Genomic DNA, 19,120 nt, shown 5'->3' with positions numbered 1-19,120 from the left:
TCCTTACAGGCCCAGGTCGCGGCCGATGAGTTCCTTCATGATCTCGTTGGAGCCCGCCCAGATCTTCGTGACGCGGGCGTCCATCCAGGCGCGGGCGACGCGGTACTCGGTCATGTAGCCGTAGCCGCCGTGCAGCTGCACGCACGCGTCGATGACGTCGTTCTCGACGTCGGCGCTCCAGTACTTGGCCTGCGCCGCCTCGACCGAGCTCAGTTCGCCGCGAACGTGCTGCATGGTCAGGGTGTCGATGAACGCCTGCGTGACGTCGAGCTTGGTGCGCAGCTCGGCCAGCAGGAACTTGTTGTGCTGGAACTTGCCGATCGCCTGCCCGAACGCCTTGCGCTCCTTGACGTACTCCAGGGTCTCGTCGAACACGCCCTGGGCGTGCGCCAGGTTGGAGATCGCGCCGCCGATCCGTTCCTGCGGCAGGCGTTCCATCATGTAGATGAAGCCCTGGCCCTCCTCACCGATGACGTGCTCCTGCGAGAGCCGCACGTCGGAGAAGAAGAGCTCCGCGGTGTCGGACGGGTGCTGGCCGACCTTGTCGAGCTTGCGGCCGCGCTCGAAACCGGGCATGCCGGTCTCGACGGCGAACAGCGTGATGCCGCGCGCGCCCTTCGACGGGTCGGTGCGGGCAGCCACGACGATCATGTCGGCGGTGTAGCCGTTGGTGATGAACGTCTTGGAGCCGTTGAGGATCCAGTCGTCACCGTCACGCACGGCATTGGTCTTCAGCGCGGCGAGGTCGGAGCCGCCGGACGGCTCGGTCATCGCGATGCCGGTCTTGATCTCGCCGGTGCACATGCCGGGCAGCCAGCGCTGCTTCTGCTCCTCGGTGCACAGGTCGACGAGGTACGGCGCCACGACGTCGCCGTGGATGCCCAGCGACGACGCGACAGCGGCGTTGACCCGGCACAGCTCCTCGGCGAACACGGTGTTGAACCGGTAGTCGTTCGCGCCGCTGCCGCCGTACTCCTCGGGAATCTCGAGGCCCAGCAGGCCCTGGCGACCGGCCTCCAGCCACACGTCGCGGTCGATCACGCGCTGCTCGATGAACTTCTCGACGTTCGGCGTGATCGTGCGCTCGACGAACGCTTTCGCCGACTCCCGGAACGCGGCGTGATCCTCGTTGAACAGCGTCCGCTGCACGACTACCTCCATACTAAGCGGTTGCTTAGCGCTAAGCGCCCGCTTAGCGTGCAGTACGATTCATCACCTGTCAACACGCGAGGAGCAGGCCCGATGACGACGACCGGACTGGACGAGTTCGCGCTGCTCGACGAGACGTGGCGCTCGATCACCCCGGACGCCGCCCGCCGCATGCTCATCGCCGCCGCGCACGCGTTCGCGGGCAAGGGATACCACGCCACGACCACCCGTGACATCGCTTCGCTGGCGGGAATGTCGCCCGCGGCCGTGTACATCCACTACAGGTCCAAAGAGGAGCTCCTCTTCAACATCTCGCTCGTCGGCCACGAGACGTCGCTGAACCTGCTGTCCTCGATCACGGGAGCGGACCCGGTCGAACGGCTGCGCAACGCCGTGAAGGCTTTCGCGGGCTGGCACGCGGAGTTCCACACGACCGCGCGGGTGGTGCAGTACGAGCTCGGCGCGCTCACGCCCGAACACCACGCGCAGGTGGCGCAGCTGCGCCGGGGCATCGAGAAGCAGATGCGGTCGTTCATCGCGGACGGCGTCGCGGAGGGCGTGTTCGACGTGCCGGACCTGAAGGGCGCGACGCTCGCCGTCCTGTCGCTGTGCATCGACGTCGCGCGCTGGTACCAGCCGGGCGGCAAACGGACCCCGGACGAGATCGGCGCGTTGTACGCCGATCTCGTCCTCAGGATGGTCCGTCCGGCTTGATCAAACGATGAAGGGAACCTTCATCCACGTCAGGTGGACGAAGGTTCCCTTCGTCGTGCTAACTGACCGACTTGCGGCCGTACACGCCGGCCACGACCGAGACGCCGATCGCCGCGACGATGATCTGGACGATCACCTCGATCCAGTCGATGCCCGGCGTGTCCTGCACGCCGAGCAGCCGCGCGATCCACGACCCGATGAACGCGGCCGCGATGCCGACCAGCAGGGTCAGCCAGATCGGGATGGCCTGCCTGCCCGGCGCGAACAGCTTGCCGAGGAAGCCCAAGATCAGGCCGATGACGAGTGCGCCGAGAATGCTCTCGATGGTCACGGTCGCCTCCTGAAGTTTGTTCCCAGGACATACCCAGGAACCTCAGGAGAAAATCATCCCGTCACTCGTCGCCGTCCGCAGCTCGAGAACTACCAGCGGCTACCGGAGACCTGGCTCATCCACTGGTTGATCGTGGCGGTCCAGTCCGTGCCGATCGACTGCTGGTGCGACACGGCGAAACGGCCGTAGGCGTCACCGCCCGCACGGAGCAGCCCGGCGCGCTTGTCGGCCTCCAGCACCACGTGCAGCTCGTGTGGCGTGGTGACGAACGTCAGCTCGACCTGCTTGAGGCGACCGGCGAACTGCGGCGGCGGGTAGAACTCGATCTCCTGGTAGAACGGCAGCTCCTGCGGCACGCCGTAGATGCGGCCGCGCTCGTTGTCCGCCTTGGTGAAGCGGAAACCCATGTGCCCGAACGCCTGCAGCACCGCGTCCTGTGACGGCAGCGGGTGCACCCAGATCGGGTCGAGGTCGCCGGGGTCGACGGCGCCGCGGACCTCGAGCTCGGTGCGCAGGCCCAGCTGCATGCCGTGCAGCTGCGTGCCGCCCACGACGTTGAGCGGGCACTCGAACGGCACCGGGATCTGGAACGGCAGCGAGAGGTTCTGGTGCGGCTGGGCGAGGATGCGCTGCCCCACGGAGAACTTGTGGAACTCCATGTTGGTGTTGTACTCGTTGTCGCCGCTCTCGACCTCGACGCGGGTCAGCAGCGCCAGTGTGACGTGGTCGATCTCCGCGGGGTGGTCGCCACCGGCGATGCGCACCTCACCGGACAGGACCTCGCCGGGCCGGACGTTCGGGTTGGTCAGCACCGTGTCGACAGTCGGCCCGCCCACGCCGAACGCGCGCAACATCCTCTTGAACACCACTGCGGCCTCCTGAAGCCACTCGCCACTTTGCGGGGAAGTCTGCCTGCTGAATCGCCCAAATGCGGTGAAGCGTTCCGTTGACGCCTCAGCACCCAGATCGGTTCCGTATGGACTTCCGTTGACTTCAGATGGCAGCATGCGACCGCCGTCACATACTAAGCGGTCGCTCAGGAGGATTGCCGTGCTGCTCGTCGCCAACCGGGGAGAGGTCGCTGTTCGCGTGCTGCGCGCGGCAGCTGACCTCGGCATTCGCACCGTGGCGGTGTACGCGGAGGACGACGCTTCCGCTCTGCACGTGACGCTCGCGGACCGCGCGGTCGCGCTGCGTGGAGATTCGCCGTACCTCGATGTGGATCAGCTGCTCGACGCGGCCGCCGGGTGCCAGGCCGTGCATCCGGGGTGGGGATTCCTCTCGGAGAACGCCGATTTCGCACGGGCCTGCGAAGAACGCGGACTGGCGTTCGTGGGCCCGCGTCCGGACGTCCTGGAGCTGCTGGGCGACAAGCGGCGGGCGCGCGAACTCGCTGCCTCGCTCGGGATTCCCGTGCTGGACGCCGCGCCCGGCGAGTTCCCGGTGATGGTCAAGGCGGTCGCCGGTGGCGGCGGCAAGGGCATGCGGGCCGTCCAAGCGCCGGAGGACCTCGACAGCGCCGTCGAGGCGTGCCGGGCGGAGGCGTTGGCGGCGTTCGGGAACGGCGACGTCTACTTCGAACGGTTGCTGCCTTCCGCCCGGCACATCGAGGTGCAGCTCGTAGGAACCTCGGTGATCGGTGACCGCGACTGCTCCCTGCAGGTGCGTCACCAGAAGGTCGTCGAGATCGCTCCGGCGCCGCTGCTGGATCCGCCGCTGCGCAAGGCGCTGCACGAGGCGGCCGAGGCTCTTGCCTCCGCGGTCGGCTACACCGGCGTCGGCACGGTCGAGTTCCTGGTGGCCGGCGACTCCTTCGCGTTCCTGGAGGTCAACCCGCGGCTGCAGGTCGAGCACACCGTGACGGAGATGGTGTCCGGTGTGGACCTCGTGCGCACGCAGCTGCTGCTGGCCTGGGGCGGCGACGTCGACTACACGCCTGCCGAGCGCGGTGCGGCCGTGCAGGTGCGCGTGAACCAGACGTCCGGTGGCGTGCTGTCGTCGTTCGCGTTGCCGTCGGGGCCTGGTGTCCGCGTCGACACGCACGGGTACGTCGGCTACCGGGTCGGGACGCGCTACGACGGGTTGCTCGCGAAACTCGTGGTGCACGGTGAGGACCTGGACGTGGCGCTGAACCGGGCGCGGCGGGCGTTGCGCGAGTTCCGGATCGAGGGCGTCTCCACGAACCTGGAGTTCCTGAAGTCCTTGCTGGCCCGCGACATCGTGGGCGCCACGACCGACTTCGCGATCGAAGAGCCACTCCAGGGCATGCAGGCGCCGCTGGCGGGCACGGTGGTTTCGGTCTCCGCGGACTCCGTGGTGCTGGAAGCGATGAAGATGCACCACGTCGTGCGGGTGTCCGGCGACGTGCTGGTGTCGGCCGGCGACACGGTCGCCGAAGGGCAGCTCCTCGCTTCCAGCTCCGGTGAGTCCACTGAGGACAGCTCGGAGGTCGATCTCGACCACGTCCGGCCGGACCTCGCGGAAGTCCTGGCGCGGCACGACTTCGATCGCCCGGAAGCCGCCTCGCGGCGACACGCCGCGGGTGGCCGGACCGCACGGGAGAACATCGCGGACCTCTGCTCGTCGTTCGTCGAGTACGGCGGTTTGGCGATCGCGGCCCAACGCCGGCGCCGCTCGCTTGCCGAACTCATCGAACGCACTCCCGCCGACGGCATGGTGGCGGGCATCGGCGTCGTCAACGGCCAGCGGATCGTCGCGATGTCCTACGACTACGCCGTGCTCGCCGGAACCCAGGGCCTGCGCAACCACCAGAAAAAGGACCGGTTGTTCGCGCTGGCGCAGCGGGAGAACCTGCCCGTGGTGCTGTTCGCCGAGGGCGGTGGCGGACGGCCGGGTGACACCGACCACAGCATGGTGAGCGGCCTCGACTGCGGCTCGTTCCACGCGTTCGCACAGCTGAGCGGCCAGGTGCCGTTGGTAGGAGTCGTCGCGGGCCGGTGCTTCGCAGGCAACGCGGTGCTGCTCGGCACGTGCGACGTGATCATCGCGGTGGACGGCGCGAACATCGGCATGGGCGGCCCGGCGATGATCGAGGGAGGCGGCCTCGGCACGTTCCGCCCGGAGGACATCGGCCCGCTCGACGTCCAGGTGCCGAACGGCGTTGTGGACATCGCCGTGGCGTCCGAGGAAGAAGCCGTCGCCGTCGCGAAGAAGTACCTCTCCTACTTCCAGATCCCCGCAGGCGTCCCGCCCTTCCAGGCTCCCGCAGGCGTCCCCTCGCCGAGCGCGCAGCCTTCGCCAGCGCCCTCGGGGGAACCCCTAGAAACAATTCTCCCAGACCGCACCGACAATTTCGGATCGTGGAATTGTGCGGACCAACGCCTCCTCCGCCACGCCATCCCGGAGAACCGCCTCCGCGCCTACGACATCCGCACGGTCATCGACACCCTCGCCGACACCGACTCGGTCCTCGAGCTGAGAAAAGCCTTCGGCAAGGCCATCGTCACCGCCCTGATCCGCGTGGAAGGCCGCCCGATCGCGTTGATCGCCAACGACCCCAACGTCCTGGGCGGCGCGATCGACGCCGACGCCGCCGACAAGTGCGCCCGCTTCCTCCAGCTGGCGGACGCGTTCGACCTCCCGGTCGTCTCCCTGTGCGACACCCCGGGCTTCATGGTCGGCCCCGACGCCGAACGCACGGCGACCGTCCGCCACCTGACCCGCATGGTCGTGACGGGCGCCAACCTCAGCGTCCCCTTTGGACTGATAGTCCTTCGCAAGGCGTACGGCCTCGGCGCCCAGGCGATGGCCGCGGGCTCGCTCAAGGTCCCCCAGTTCGCCGTCTCCTGGCCCACCGGCGAGTTCGGCCCCATGGGCCTCGAAGGCGCCGTGAAGCTCGGGTTCAAGCGCGAACTGGACGCCATCGAGGATCAGCAAGAACGCAAGGAGCGCTACGAGCAGATGGTCGCCGCAGCGTACGAACACGGCAAAGCGCTGAACGTCGCGAGTGTCTTCGAGATCGACGACGTGATCGACCCGGCCGACACCCGCCGCTGGATCGCCACCGCGCTCGCCCCCTCGACTTCCCGCTCCCAAGGGAAGAAACGCCCGTTCATCGACACCTGGTGAAGGAGAACCCGTGGTCAGTGTTGCCCCGGAGAAGAACACCCTGCGCAGGCTCATGGCGGCCGGACTCGTCGGCAGCAGTATCGAGTGGTACGACTTTTTCATCTACGCAACCGCTGCGGCACTCGTGTTTCCCAAGCTGTTCTTCCCCGAGGCCACCCCGATCGTCGGCCTCCTGTTGTCCTTCAGCACGTTCTGGGCGGGCTTCATCGCCCGTCCCATCGGCGGCCTGGTCTTCGGCCACGTCGGCGACAGGTTCGGCCGCAAGCCCGCTCTCGTCATCTGCCTGGCCCTCATGGCGGCCGCGACGTTCCTGATCGGCCTGCTCCCGACGTCCGGAACGATCGGCGTCGGCGCACCGCTCCTCCTCGTCCTGCTGCGCTTCCTGCAGGGCATCGCGGTGGGCGGCCAGTGGGGCGGCGTGGTCCTGCTCCTCACCGAGTCGGCCGGCACGGGGAAACGAGGCTTCGCCGGCACGTTCGGCCAGGCCGGCGTCCCGATCGGCGTGTTCCTGGGCAACGTGGCGTTCATCCTGACCACCACGACGATGTCCAAGGAAGCCTTCGCGGCGTGGGGCTGGCGCGTGCCGTTCCTGGCGAGCGCCCTGCTCTTCCCGGTCGTCCTCTTCATCCAGCTGAAGGTCGAGGACAGCCCGGTCTTCCGCGAGCTGAAGGAACGCCGCACCGAAGCTCCCGCACCGCTCAAGGAAGCCCTGCGCACCCACCGCAGGCCGATCCTGCTCGGCGCCGGCCTGATGTTCGCCTCCAACGCGATCTTCTACGTCTCGATCGCGGGCGTCCTCTCCTACGCCACGACCACGCTCGGCCTGTCCCGCGAGTCGGTGCTGATCGTCAGCCTGCTCTCGTCGGTCGTGAGCATCCCGGTGATCCTGTGGTCCGGCCACGCCTCCGACCGGCTCGGCCGTCGCCCCCTGATCATCGCGGGTGCCATCGGCCTGGTCGTGTGGGCGTTCCCGTACTTCCTGCTCGTGGACACGGCCTCGCTGCTGTGGCTGTTCGTCGCCGCAACGGTCGGAGGCATCGCGTCCTCTCTCGTGTACGGGCCGATCGCCGCGTACCTCGGTGAGCTGTTCGAGCCCCACGTGCGGTATTCGGGCGCCTCGCTCGCCTACCAGCTGGCGTCGATCCTGGTCAGCGGCGGCACGCCGTTCATCATGACCGCGCTGCTCGGGGCGACGGGCACGTCGATGTCGGTGTCCGCGTTCCTGTGCGTGATGGGGCTGGTCACGCTGTTCTCGGCGCTCAAGCTCCCGGAGACGCACCCGGTGAGTTGATCTGGGCCTGCTGGTGGAGCTGGCCGGACGAAATCCGGCCAGCTCCACCAGCGGTAACACCCTGTTGGCGAGCGCCGAAAGGCCGCCCACGACTTGGAATCGCTGTCACCGTCGCCGCGTTTTGGCGACCGGAGCGCTCGGCGCAGCCATTGCCTTGGTCGTGATGAACGGGAACGACGACCGCCTTTCGCGCGAAGGGCTCGATAATCGTTTGATCCCGTGGCCGGACAGGCAATACTCCCCGCAGACGCACAGAGCCGACCGAGGGGGAATGCGTGTCCGACAGGGTTTGGTTGATCACCGGCGCCAACAGCGGCTTCGGCCGTGCCATCGCGGAAGCCGCGGTGGGAGCGGGCGATCTCGTCGTGGCCACCGCACGCCGCATCGAGTCGCTGGACGACCTGGTGCGGACCCACCCGCGTCACGTCGTCCCCACCACGCTCGACGTGACCGACCACGACGCCATCCGGACGACGGTCGCCAACGTGATCGCGGAATACGGCCGCATCGACGTCCTCGTCAACAACGCCGGCCGCACCCACGTGGGCGCCGTGGAGGAGACGACCGACGAGGAGCTCCGCGACCTCTTCGAGGTCCACCTGTTCGGCCCGGCCGCCCTCATCCGCGCGGTGCTGCCGCACATGCGCGCCCAGGGCAACGGCGCCATCGTCCAGTTGAGCAGCATGGGCGGCCAGCTGTCGTTCGCGGGCTTCGGCGCGTACAGCGCCACGAAGTTCGCCCTCGAAGGCCTCTCGGAGGCACTTGCCGACGAGGTGAAGTCGTTCGGCATCAAGGTCCTCGTCGTCGAACCCGGCTCCTTCCGCACCAGCCTGTTCAGCGGCTACAGCGGCTCGAAGGAGACCGAGACCTACGCCGACTCGGTCGGCAAGACCCGGCAGATGATCACGGCGGGCAACGGCCAGCAGCCGGGCGACCCGGACAAGGCCGCCGCCGCCATCCTCACCGCGCTCGACGCCGCCGAGACGCCGCTCAGGCTGCCGCTGGGCGGGGACGCCGTCGACGCAGTGCTCACCCACCTCGAGGACGTCAAAGCCGAGATCGCGCTCTGGGAGAAGGTGGCCAGGGAGACCGAGTTCGATCGCTGACCAGCGCAAATCCGGCGCAATCCGGACAAATCGAACCTTCACAGTCAAGACCTCTGCGGAACCCTGAGCCGATGCCGTACGTTGCTGCGTCGTGACCACTCTCATGGCGCGCTTCAAGCAGCGGATGCGCCGGTTCGCACAGAAACCGGCGTCGGTTGACCTCGCCCCGTTCCAGGCACTGCTCAAGGACGTGGAAAAACACGCTGACACGTTCAAGGCGTTCAGTGACGAGGAACTGACGGCCCACGCCGTGAAGCTGCGTGAGGACCACGACGACACCGAGCTCGTGGCCCTCACGCGTGAGGCGGCGGAGCGCGCCATCGGGCAGCGTCCGTTCGACGTGCAGGTGCTGGGTGCGCTGGGCATGCTCAGCGGGCTCGTCGTCGAGATGGCCACCGGTGAGGGCAAGACGCTCGCCGGTGCCATGGCCGCGGCCGGGTTCGCGATCAAGGGCAAGCGCGTCCACGTGGTCAGCGTCAACGACTACCTCGCCCAGCGCGACGCGGAGTGGATGGGGCCGCTGTACCGGCTGCTCGGCGTCACGGTGGGCTGGCTCAACGGCAGCTCGAAGACCGAGGAGCGCCGCGAGGCCTACCAGTGCGAGGTCACGTACGCACCGGTCAGCGAGATCGGCTTCGACATCCTGCGCGACCGGATCGTCACGAGGCCAGAGGACCTCATCGTCCCCGAGCCGGAGGTCGCGCTCATCGACGAGGCCGACTCCGTCCTCGTCGACGAGGCCCGCGTGCCGCTCGTGCTGGCCGGCTCGACCAGCGCCGAGGCCGCCGACCCCGTCATCGCGGACCTCGTGAAGCGGCTCAGGCAGAACCTGCACTACGAGATCGACGACGAGGAGCGCAACGTCTTCCTCACGGGCGCGGGCTCCGAGGCCGTCGAACGCGCGCTCGGCGAGATCGACCTGTACTCGCAGGAGCACGTGACCTCGACGCTGTCGAAGGTGAACGTCGCCCTGCACGCGCAGGTGCTGCTGCACCGCGACGTCGACTACATCGTGCGCGACGGCAAGGTGCACCTGATCAACGACACCCGCGGCCGCGTGGCGAAGCTGCAGCGGTGGCCGGACGGTCTGCAGGCCGCGGTCGAGGCCAAGGAGAACGTGCAGACGACCGAGTCGGGCGAGATCCTCGACTCGATGACGGTGCAGGCGCTGCTGTCGCGGTACCCGACGCGCTGCGGCATGACCGGTACCGCGGTCGCCGTCGCGGAGACGCTGCGGGAGTTCTACGAGCTCGAGGTGCTCGTGATCCCGCCGAACAAGGTGAACATCCGCGAGGACGAGCACTTCCGCCTCTACGCGACGCTGGAGCAGAAGGAAGAGGCGATCGTCGAGGAGATCAAGACCGTCCACGAGACCGGACGGCCGATCCTCGTCGGCACGCTCGACGTCGCCGAGTCCGAGCGGATCTCCTCCAAGCTGCGCGACGCCGGGATCGAGTGCGTGGTGCTGAACGCGAAGAACGACGCCGAGGAAGCGTCGATCATCGCCGACGCCGGCTCGTACGGACGGATCACCGTCTCGACGCAGATGGCCGGTCGCGGCACGGACATTCGCCTGGGCGGCCACGAAGGCGAGGACCACGACCGGATCGCCGAACTCGGCGGCCTGTACGTGATCGGCACCGGCCGCCACTCGTCCTCACGCCTGGACGACCAGCTGCGCGGCCGCGCGGGCCGTCAGGGCGACCCCGGTGGCTCGGTGTTCTTCTCCTCGCTGCACGACGAACTGATCACCCAGTACGCGCCGGACGCCGAGGATCCGTCCGAAGTGGACGACGACGGCCGGGTGCGGGACAAGGGCCTGCTGCACACCTTCGAGCACGCGCAGCGCGTCGCCGAGGGCGTGAACCTGGAGATCCACCGCAACACGTGGCGCTACAACAAGCTGATCGAGCACCAGCGCGACCTGCTGCTGCAGCACCGCGACGTGGTGCTGCGCACGGACGCCGCGCTGGAGAAGCTGGGCAAGAAGGAAGGCGTGTCCGACGAGGTGGCGGGTGAGGCCGCCCGCAAGATCACGCTGTTCTTCCTCGACGACCTGTGGACGCACCATCTGACGTTCCTGTCAGACCTGCGCGAGGGCATCCACCTGCGCGCGCTGGCACGGCAGAACCCGCTCGACGAGTTCCACCGCGAGGCGATCCCGGCGTTCAACAAGATCGTGCCGGAGTCGTGGGAACTGGCCAGGGAGAAGTACGAGGCAGCCAAGATCACCGACGACGGCTACGACCTCGCCGACGCCGGTGTGAAGCGCCCGAGCTCGACGTGGACGTACCTGGTGCACGACAACCCGTTCGGCTCGGGGCTGGAAGAGACGATGAAGGGACTCGTCAAGATGGTGCGCGGTCAGCGCCGCTGACCGGCACCAGATCGTCGGCGGGTCTGGCGGGCCGGGGCAACTCCTCGGCCCGTCTGCCTTTGTTGAGCTCCTCGGTGAGCTTCCTGATCTCCGCGAGGATGTCAAGGTGCTCCTGCGACGGCGGCGGGCCAACGAGGTTGGACCGGTTGTGCGCCGTCCGCTCCGCGCGCTCGGCCAGTTGCCGGATGCGGCGAAGGAGAGTGAGCTCCCCGTCCGGGAGCAAGAAGTCTGTCTGCTCCATCACCCGTGCAAGCTTTCGCGTGCACGGGTGACGCGTCGATCCCCTAGTCGGCTGATTCCAGTTTATGGACCAGCCACTCGTGGAAACCACCGATGTGGTGTTCCGAGGGCACAAGCACTCCACCGCGCGCGTAAGCACGTGAGGCCATCGCGGGCTGGCAACGCTCGCACGCTTCGAAGTCCTGCTCGTTCACCCGGTGGAACAGCTCGACAGAGCGAGAGACGTCACGGCCGGTGTCGACCACTTCCTTGGCGTAGAGCCAATCGCACTCGACGATCGTGCGGTCGACCGCCACGGGGTACATGCGGTGCAGGATCACGTGGTCTGGCACGAGGTTGACGAAAACCTGCGGCTTGATCGTGATCGCGTAGTACTTCCGGTCGCGGTCTTCCTCAAGCGCCGCAAGTTTTCCGAAGCCCTCGCTGCCGTCGACGGTGAAGCCCTTGATCTCGTCACCGAACTCCGCGCCGTGCCCGACGTAGTACTGCGCCGCGTAGCCGTCGGCGAACTCGGGCAGCACCTCGGTCAGCTCGGGGTGGATCGTCGCGCAGTGGTAGCACTCCATGAAGTTCTCGATGATCAGTTTCCAGTTGGCCTTGACGTCGTAGACAATTCGTTTGCCCACGGACAATTCGTCGATCTCGTAGCCGTCGATCGCTTCCAGCGAGCCGAGACGTTCCGTCACCGCGTGCAGCACGTCGTCCTCGAAGCTCGGCGGTTCGTCGGCGAGGCACACCCACGCGTAGCCGAGCCATTCTCTGAGATGGACTTTCGTCAGCCCGTATTCCACCCGGTCGACGTCCGGCATCGACGTGAGGTTCGGCGCGGCGATCAGCTTGCCGTCCAACGCGTAGGTCCACGCGTGGTACGGGCACTGGAACGCCCGCTTGACGCTGCCCGCCTCGTCGACGCAGATGCGCGCGCCGCGGTGCCGGCAGACGTTCAGGAACGCGTTGAGGCCTCCGTTGCGGTCCCGCGCGATGAGCACGCTTTCCCGCCCGACCTGCACGGTGCGGAAGTCGCCGGGGTTCGGGAGGTCGCCCGAACGGACCGCGCAGAACCACATCTTCTCGAAGATGCTGGCTTGCTCCTGCGCGAAGATCCCCTGGTCCGTGTAGTAGCGGCCCTCCAGGGTGGAGATCAGGCTGCCGGTCATGCTCCGCCTCTCAAGCGTGCAGGGTCGAAAAGGGCGATCGGGTGCCGCGTGGCCCCGTCGATCGTGAGGTCGGCGAGGATCTCGCCGACGACCGGCACGAACTTGAAGCCGTGCCCCGAGAAGCCGCACGCGACGGTCACGTTCTCGTGCCCTGGGTGCCGTGCGATCACGAAGTGGTGGTCCGCGGTGTTGGTGTACATGCAGGTGGCAGCGCGCTGGAACGTTCCAGCGAGGCCGGGCATCGCGGGCCTGGTGGCGTTCGTGATGGCCTCGACCTCGTGGTCGTGGACCGTGCGGTCGACGGTGTCCGGCGTGCAGATCGCGCCACCGCTGTGGAACGCCACCTTCACCGCGCCGCCGATCTCCGGGAACCCGTAGAACTCGGTGCCGTCCGCGCGGTCCCAGATGTAGATCGGGTGGCCGGCGAAGTTGTCCTCGGGCGTGAAGTAGAACTGGACCTGGCGTTCGACCTCGAACGAGATTTGGAGGTCCTCCAACAGTTCCCGTGCCCACGGCCCTGGGCACACCACGACGTGCTCGGCCTCGTACGTGCCGTGCACCGTGGTCACCCTGCCCTCTTCCCAATGCAGCACGGGCTCCTCGAAGCGCAGCTCGGCGCCTGCCTTCGCGGCCAGCTCCAGGTGGGCTCGCACGGCGTTCTCCGGTACGACGAACCCAGCGGCTTCCTCGTACAGGCCGATCTCGTCCGCGCGTGGACGCATCGTGGGAAAGCGCTCGCGGATCTCGTCGGAGTCCAGCAGTTCGTGCTTCAGGTCCCACTGCTCGGCGCTGGCCCGGCTGCCGCTGACCGCACGGGAGTCCGGCGGGCCGACGATGACGCCGCCGACCCGGTGGAGGATCCGGTCACCGCTGTCGTGCTCGATCTGGTCCCACATCTCGTGCGCCCGCAGCAGCAACGGCACGTACGCGGGATCCTCGAAGTAGGCCTGCCGCGTGATCCGCGACCCGCCGTGACTGGAACCCCGCGTGTGCACGGCCGTGAACCTCTCCAGCCCCAGCACCCGTTTCCCGCGCTGGGCGAGCCGGTACGCGGCGGCACTGCCCATGCCGCCGAGCCCGATGACGATGGCGTCGTACACCACGTCAGCCCCTGAGCCGCTTCATCTCGGGGTCGAACAACGGCTCCTGCGCCACGCGTGCCCGGACGCGCTCGCCGAAGTACCCGATCTCCACCTCGTCGACGCCGACGGGCAGCCACGCGTAGGCGATGTTGAGCCCGGTCGTGTACCCGTACGCCGCGCTCGTGACGTATCCGACCGCTTCTCCTTGGTGGAAAACGGGTTCGCTGCCCATCACGACCTGCCGCGGGTCGTCGATCGTGAGGCAGGTGAGCTTCTTGGCCGAGGTCCTGGCTTCCAGCGCGTTCTTGCCCAGGAAGTCCTTGTCCTTGCGGACCGCGAAGCCGAGCCCCGCCTCGAACGGGTCGTGCTCGTCGGTCATGTCGGTGCCCCACGACCGGTAGCCCTTCTCGAGCCGCAGGCTGGCGAACGCCCCGCGCCCGGCCGCGATCACGCCGTGCTCCTGCCCGGCCTCCCAGAGCGTGTCCCACAGCTTCTGGCCGAGGTCCGCGGTGGTGTAGAGCTCCCAGCCGAGTTCGCCCACATAGGACAGTCGCAATGCGGTCACCGGAACGTTCTTGATGAACGCCCGCTGCGCCGTGAAGTACCCCTTCCGCGTGTCCAGCGTGGTGGGCAGACTCTCGATGAGATCGCGGGCTTTCGGCCCCCACAAACCGATGCAGCACGTACCGGCCGTGATGTCCCTGACGTGGACGTCATCCGGCGCGTGCGCGGTGAGCCAGTCGAGGTCCAGGTTGCCGTTCGCACCGACCTGGAAGGTGTTCTCGTCGAGGCGCGCGATGGTGAGATCGCTCCTGATCCCGCCCCGGTTGTCGAGCAGCAACGTGTAGACCACCGCGCCGGGTTTGCGGTTGAGGTTGTTGGTCGTCATGCGCTGCAGGAACTCCAGCGCACCCGCCCCGCCGACCTCCAGCCGCTTCAACGGCGTCATGTCGAACATCGCGACCCGCTTGCGCGTCACCAACGCCTCGGCGCCGCAGATCGGCGACCAGTACCGGCTCGCCCACTCGTTGCGCTCCGGCACCTCGGCGACCTCCGGCAGGCTCGCGTTGGCCTCGTACCAGTGCGGCCGCTCCCACCCGGACGCCTCCAGGAAGAACGCCCCGAGCTCCTGTTGCCTGGCGTAAAAGGGACTCGTCCGGATCGGCCGCGGGCTTTCCATGGGCTGCAACGGGTGCAGCACGTCGTAGACCTCGACGAAGTTCTGGCAGCTGCGCTCCAGCACGTAGTCCGGTGCCAGCTGCACCTGCTCGAACCGGTTGACGTCGCTGGAGTGCAGGTCCAGCTCCGGCTGCCCGTCGACGATCCACTCGGCCACCGACTTCGCCACTCCGGCGGAGTGCGTGATCCACACCGCCTCCGCGACCCAGAACCCGTCCAGCCGCGGGTGTTGCCCGAGCAACGGCATCCCGTCGCTGGTGAACGAGAACAGTCCGTTGAACCCGCGATCCAGCCCGGCCTCCGCCAGTGCCGGGATCAGCTCGACGGCCGACTCCCACGACGCCTCGAAGTCCTCCTTGGTGAACGGCAGCTCCGAGCCGGTGATGTCCTTCGCGGCCACGGGCATCGGCCGGTGCCCGTACGCCCCGATGCCCAGCGCCGCGCCGTGGGCCCGGAAGTAGAGATCGGCTTCCTGGTGCCGCAGGATGGGTTGCCGCGCCAGCGCTTCCGCGTCGGCTCCCGGCAGGTTCCCGGTGAACGCGTACTGGTGCGCCATCGGCACCAGCGGAACGGTCAGCCCGACCATCTCCCCCAGCACCGGCCCCCACATCCCGGCACACGACACGACGATGTCGGCGGGATGGGTGTCGGTCTCGGTCCGCACCCCGGTGACCCGGTCGCCCGAGGTCTCCACCGCCACGACCTTCTGCCGGAACACGAACCGCGCACCCCGCGCGATGGCCCGCCGCGCCTGGATCTCCGCCGCCGCCACCGGCTTCGCCAGCCCGTCGCTCGGAATCAGGAACCCGCCCAGGATCTGCTCGCGGTCCAGCAACGGGTGCAGCCGTGCCACCTCGTCCGGCCCGATCAGCCGGCTCTCCACACCCCACGACGTGGCCCAGCCGTGCCGTCGCGACAGGTCCGCCAGCCGGGCCTCGGTGGTGGCGATCTCCAGCCCGCCGATCTGGTCGAAGCACCCCAGCGCGGTGTACTTCTCGACCGTGTAGCGGGCGAAGGCGGTCATGCTGCGGCAGGAGTTCGTCTGGAACACGAGTCCCGGCGCGTGGCTGCTCGAGCCGCCCGCGGCGAAGCCCTCCGCCTGGTCCAGGACCGTGACGTCGGTGTAGCCCCGTTCGGTGAGCTCGTCGGCCAGCGCACAGCCGACGATCCCCGCCCCCACGAGCACCACGCGAGGCACTTCTCCAGGCATCTGGACACCCCTTCGCCGCCGTTGCGCGCAACGGAACCCGTTCCGCGATCAGCAACAAAGTGCGGCCAGTGCACCCCGATAGTCAATACCGCCGTTCGAGGTTTCCTTTCGTACAAGGCTGCCCACGAGCCCGGCCGTCAGCATGAACTCATGCCAACGTGGGACGAAGTGGTCGAATCGGCGAAGCGCCTGCCGGAGGTGGAGGAGTCCACCTGGTTCCGCACGCCCTCGCTGAAGGTGGCCGGCAAGGGGTTCGCCCGGCTGCGGACCGAGGCCGAGGGCGGGCTCGTGCTCATGTGCGACCTCGACGAGAAAGCCGCGCTGCTGGCGTCCGGCGACCCGGCGTTCTACACGACGCCGCACTACGACGGCTACGGGGCGATCCTGGTCGACCTCGACCAGGTCGACCCCGCCCAGCTGGCCGAACTCGTCGAGGAGGCGTGGCGGATCAAGGCCCCCGCCAGGGTCCGCAAGGCGCACCAGCGTGAGTGACGCGCTGTGCCGCAGGTCAGCGCAGGAAAACCGCCTGGGTGAGCACCCGGCCTTTCGAGCCCTGCCTCGTCGTGCAGCGCGCCCACGAGCTGATATGCGCCTGCCAGGTGGCTCTCCCGCTCCCTCCGCCCGGTGACGGCCAAGGCGGCGGTGAGCACCGGTGCCAGCCGCGTCGCGCAGGGCAGACGAGCGAAGGCGCTGCCGAGCCACGTGCCGTAGGGCGGGTAGACGCGGCCGGGCAGCAGGCACAGGCGCATCAGGTCCCGGACCAGCCACGAGAGGAGGAGGCGCCGTGCGCGGGACCCGATTTCGGCCCGGAGGTGGGCACGGCGCCTCCCGTGACGTCAGCCCGCGAAGTACCCCAGCTGCGCCGAGAGGTCCGCCGCGGCGGCGGTCATGGCGGGCACGATGTCCTCGACCCGCTGCCGCGACAACCGGTACGACGGCCCGGACGCGCTCATCGCGGCGACGACCTCTCCGCGGTGCCCACGCACCGGCACGGCGACCGCGTGCAGCCCGAGCTCCAGCTCCTCGAAGCAGGCCGCGTACCCCTGCGACGCGACCACCTCCAGCTCGGCGAGGAGCTTGCCGGCGTCAACGACCGTGTTCTCGGTGTACGCGTCGAGCGGCAGCGACGCCAGCCGCTTGCGTTCGGCGAGCGGCAGGTAGGCGAGCAGGACCTTGCCGGACGACGTGGCGTGCAGCGGTGTGCGCTGCCCGATCCAGTTCACCGCCGAGACCGCCGCCGAGCCGCGGGCCTGGGTGATGTTGATGGCGACACCGGCGTCGTGCACGGCGATGTTCACGGTCTCGCCGAACTCGTCCGCCAGCGTCTGGCACACGGGCTGGCCGAGCTTGGTCAGGTCCATGCGGCCGGTGGCGGCACCGGCGAGACGGACGACGCCGAAACCGATCGCGTACTTGCCTCTCTCCCCGAGCTGCTCGACCAGGCCACGCGACTCCAGCACGGAGACGAGTCTGGACACCGTGGACTTGTGCACACCCAGCTCACCAGCGATTTCGGTGATGCCGGCCTCGCCCTGGGCCAGCAGTTCGAGCACGCTGATAGCTCTGTCCACGGACTGCACCTGAGCTGCCGAGTCGGAGTTGCTCATGGCGCAACAGTAACCGGCAGGCAAAACACTCTCTCGAACTATTGACTACGTGTCGCGCGGGCCTCAGATTGTGTTGCGTCATTCGGAACATGTGCCGCGTCACGCAACGGAGGCCGACGATGATCCGCGCTTGCGCTCTCATGGACCTGCCCCCAGGGGAGGCGGTGCGCATCGTCGGTCCCCATGCACCGATCGCGGTGTTCAACGCCGACGGTGTCCTCTACGCCATCGACGACACCTGCACCCATCAGGACGCCTCCCTCAGCGAGGGATGGCTCGAAGGCTGCTTCGTGGAGTGCCCGTTGCACGCCGCGTCGTTCGACCTTCGCACCGGCGAGCCGACTTGTCTGCCCGCCAAAAGACCGGTGAAGACCTACCCCGTCTACGTGAAGGATGGAGAGGTCTATGTCGATGTCGAGGTGAACAAGGACGTGGCGTGAGGACGATCGCGATCATCGGCGCTTCGCTCGCCGGTTTGAGGTCGGCGCAGGCACTGCGCCAGCAGGGGTTCGACGGACGGCTCGTCATCGTCGGCGATGAAGTCCATCTGCCTTATGACCGACCTCCTCTCTCGAAGGATTTCCTCCTCGGCAAGGTCGAGGCCGTACCGCTCGCCGACCAGGAGGATCTCGACGCCCTCGACGCCGAATGGCGCCTGGACAACCGCGCGACCGCCCTTCTCTCCAGCGGCGAGGTCGCGCTCGCCGACGGCACGACGATCGAGGCCGACGGCGTCGTCATCGCGACCGGCGGCATCCCGCGGACCATCCCGAACACCCGCGTCCTACGCACCCTCGACGACGCCGTCAGCCTCCGCGAGGCGTTCGCCAACGCCCAGCACGTCGGCGTCATCGGCGCCGGGTTCATCGGCGCGGAGATCGCGTCGAGTGCGCGCGCTCTGGGCAAGGACGTCACGGTCGTCGAAGCACTCCCCACGCCGCTCACGCGCGTGCTGGGCGCGGAGATGGGTGCCGCGTGTGGACAGCTGCACGGCGACCACGGGTCAACGTTGATTACGGGAGTCAATGTTGATTCAGTCAACATTGACGGCGGAATCAACCTTGCCGATGGACGTCGGGTCGACGCCGACGTCGTCGTCGCGGGCATCGGCATGCGCCCCGCGACGGACTGGCTCGCCGGCGGACCCGTCAAGGTCGACAACGGCGTCGTGTGCGACGCGGGCGGCGTGACGAACGTGAAGACCATCGTGGCCGTCGGCGACGTCGCGAACTGTGCGGGCCACCGCGCCGAGCACTGGACGTCCGCGACCGAACAGGCACAAGTTGCGACTCGCAACTTGCTCGCGGGCGAGACGGTCGCGACGCACACCAACGGCGGCTACGTCTGGTCGGATCAGTACGGCGTGCGGATCCAGTTCATCGGACGGGCGACGAACGACGTTCGCCTCGAAGATGGGTCCATCGAGGACAGAAAGTTCGTCGCGACCTATCGAGACAGTCAGAACGAAGAAGACATTGTCGGCATTGTGGCAATGAGCAACGCTCGTCTTTTCACCCGACTGCGCAGGAATCTCAAGTAGGAGACGGTCGTCACGGTTTACCGCCATCGGCGATCGGCTACACCCCAT

Annotated in this window: 16 protein-coding genes; 8 read left to right on the top strand and 8 right to left on the bottom strand. The window is 68.0% G+C overall.

The window, feature by feature from the left end; all coding sequences use genetic code 11:
- Positions 1–3: 3 nt before the first annotated feature.
- On the bottom strand, positions 4–1,149 hold the full coding sequence (locus tag JOD27_RS35770) for an acyl-CoA dehydrogenase family protein (RefSeq protein WP_204766751.1): 1,146 nt from the start codon (positions 1,147–1,149) through the stop codon (positions 4–6).
- A 93-nt stretch (positions 1,150–1,242) separates the two neighbouring features.
- Here JOD27_RS35770 and JOD27_RS35765 point away from each other — a divergent pair, with 93 nt between their 5' ends.
- On the top strand, positions 1,243–1,863 hold the full coding sequence (locus JOD27_RS35765; RefSeq protein ID WP_204766750.1) for a TetR/AcrR family transcriptional regulator: 621 nt from the start codon (positions 1,243–1,245) through the stop codon (positions 1,861–1,863).
- 58 nt (positions 1,864–1,921) lie between these two features.
- On the opposite strand, the gene JOD27_RS35760 is transcribed toward JOD27_RS35765, so the two are convergent.
- Positions 1,922–2,194 carry a GlsB/YeaQ/YmgE family stress response membrane protein gene (locus tag JOD27_RS35760; RefSeq protein ID WP_204766749.1) on the bottom strand — a complete coding sequence of 91 codons (273 nt, stop codon included), beginning with the start codon at positions 2,192–2,194 and terminating at the stop codon, positions 1,922–1,924.
- A gap of 89 nt (positions 2,195–2,283) precedes the next feature.
- Positions 2,284–3,063, bottom strand: a complete 780-nt coding sequence (locus JOD27_RS35755) for a sporulation protein (RefSeq protein ID WP_307830518.1) — start codon at positions 3,061–3,063, stop codon at positions 2,284–2,286.
- 175 nt (positions 3,064–3,238) lie between these two features.
- Here JOD27_RS35755 and JOD27_RS35750 point away from each other — a divergent pair, with 175 nt between their 5' ends.
- From JOD27_RS35750 to secA2, 4 genes are all read left to right on the top strand, one after another.
- Positions 3,239–6,283 (top strand): carboxyl transferase domain-containing protein, encoded by a 3,045-nt coding sequence (locus tag JOD27_RS35750; RefSeq protein WP_372441782.1) that lies wholly within the window; start codon positions 3,239–3,241, stop codon positions 6,281–6,283.
- 10 nt (positions 6,284–6,293) lie between these two features.
- Positions 6,294–7,574, top strand: a complete 1,281-nt coding sequence (locus JOD27_RS35745; protein ID WP_307830517.1) for an MFS transporter — start codon at positions 6,294–6,296, stop codon at positions 7,572–7,574.
- Between the two features lie 275 nt (positions 7,575–7,849).
- Positions 7,850–8,680, top strand: coding sequence for an oxidoreductase (locus tag JOD27_RS35740; RefSeq protein ID WP_204766747.1), 831 nt, complete (start codon positions 7,850–7,852; stop codon positions 8,678–8,680).
- A gap of 91 nt (positions 8,681–8,771) precedes the next feature.
- Positions 8,772–11,057, top strand: a complete 2,286-nt coding sequence (gene secA2, locus JOD27_RS35735; protein ID WP_204766746.1) for an accessory Sec system translocase SecA2 — start codon at positions 8,772–8,774, stop codon at positions 11,055–11,057.
- On the opposite strand, the gene JOD27_RS35730 is transcribed toward secA2, so the two are convergent.
- From JOD27_RS35730 to JOD27_RS35715, 4 genes are read right to left on the bottom strand one after another with little or no spacing between them, the layout of a single operon-like run.
- Positions 11,029–11,298: a hypothetical protein gene (locus tag JOD27_RS35730; protein ID WP_204766820.1), complete on the bottom strand. Its 270-nt coding sequence runs from the start codon at positions 11,296–11,298 to the stop codon at positions 11,029–11,031. The two genes, secA2 and JOD27_RS35730, sit on opposite strands and share 29 nt — an antisense overlap.
- 43 nt (positions 11,299–11,341) lie before the next feature.
- Complete coding sequence (locus JOD27_RS35725) at positions 11,342–12,454, bottom strand: aromatic ring-hydroxylating oxygenase subunit alpha (RefSeq protein WP_204766745.1); 1,113 nt, start codon at positions 12,452–12,454, stop codon at positions 11,342–11,344.
- Complete coding sequence (gene solA / locus JOD27_RS35720; RefSeq protein WP_307830516.1) at positions 12,451–13,557, bottom strand: N-methyl-L-tryptophan oxidase; 1,107 nt, start codon at positions 13,555–13,557, stop codon at positions 12,451–12,453. The genes JOD27_RS35725 and solA overlap by 4 nt, the downstream gene beginning before the upstream one ends.
- A gap of 1 nt (position 13,558) precedes the next feature.
- Positions 13,559–15,925: a GcvT family protein gene (locus JOD27_RS35715; RefSeq protein WP_204766744.1), complete on the bottom strand. Its 2,367-nt coding sequence runs from the start codon at positions 15,923–15,925 to the stop codon at positions 13,559–13,561.
- 150 nt (positions 15,926–16,075) lie between these two features.
- Here JOD27_RS35715 and JOD27_RS35710 point away from each other — a divergent pair, with 150 nt between their 5' ends.
- Positions 16,076–16,417 (top strand): MmcQ/YjbR family DNA-binding protein, encoded by a 342-nt coding sequence (locus tag JOD27_RS35710; protein ID WP_204766743.1) that lies wholly within the window; start codon positions 16,076–16,078, stop codon positions 16,415–16,417.
- 344 nt (positions 16,418–16,761) lie between these two features.
- Here the strand turns inward: JOD27_RS35710 and JOD27_RS35705 are convergent, their stop codons facing one another.
- Positions 16,762–17,532 (bottom strand): IclR family transcriptional regulator, encoded by a 771-nt coding sequence (locus JOD27_RS35705; protein WP_204766742.1) that lies wholly within the window; start codon positions 17,530–17,532, stop codon positions 16,762–16,764.
- Between the two features lie 119 nt (positions 17,533–17,651).
- Here JOD27_RS35705 and JOD27_RS35700 point away from each other — a divergent pair, with 119 nt between their 5' ends.
- On the top strand, positions 17,652–17,972 hold the full coding sequence (locus JOD27_RS35700) for a bifunctional 3-phenylpropionate/cinnamic acid dioxygenase ferredoxin subunit (protein ID WP_189257075.1): 321 nt from the start codon (positions 17,652–17,654) through the stop codon (positions 17,970–17,972).
- Positions 17,969–19,072, top strand: a complete 1,104-nt coding sequence (locus tag JOD27_RS35695) for an NAD(P)/FAD-dependent oxidoreductase (protein WP_204766741.1) — start codon at positions 17,969–17,971, stop codon at positions 19,070–19,072. Before JOD27_RS35700 ends, JOD27_RS35695 begins: the two co-directional genes overlap by 4 nt.
- Positions 19,073–19,120: the final 48 nt, after the last annotated feature.

Source organism: Lentzea nigeriaca, from assembly GCF_016907955.1.
GTDB classification, from domain to species: Bacteria; Actinomycetota; Actinomycetes; order Mycobacteriales; family Pseudonocardiaceae; genus Lentzea; species Lentzea nigeriaca.
This window is presented reverse-complemented; position numbering and strand designations above follow the sequence as displayed.

Coding starts and splice junctions, on each gene's coding strand:
- JOD27_RS35725 (WP_204766745.1), bottom strand. CDS start 12,454: ATGACCGGCAGCCTGATCTCCACCCTGGAGGGCCGCTACTACACGGAC.
- JOD27_RS35730 (WP_204766820.1), bottom strand. CDS start 11,298: ATGGAGCAGACAGACTTCTTGCTCCCGGACGGGGAGCTCACTCTCCTT.
- JOD27_RS35715 (WP_204766744.1), bottom strand. CDS start 15,925: ATGCCTGGAGAAGTGCCTCGCGTGGTGCTCGTGGGGGCGGGGATCGTC.
- JOD27_RS35765 (WP_204766750.1), top strand. CDS start 1,243: ATGACGACGACCGGACTGGACGAGTTCGCGCTGCTCGACGAGACGTGG.
- JOD27_RS35710 (WP_204766743.1), top strand. CDS start 16,076: ATGCCAACGTGGGACGAAGTGGTCGAATCGGCGAAGCGCCTGCCGGAG.
- JOD27_RS35705 (WP_204766742.1), bottom strand. CDS start 17,532: ATGAGCAACTCCGACTCGGCAGCTCAGGTGCAGTCCGTGGACAGAGCT.
- JOD27_RS35700 (WP_189257075.1), top strand. CDS start 17,652: ATGATCCGCGCTTGCGCTCTCATGGACCTGCCCCCAGGGGAGGCGGTG.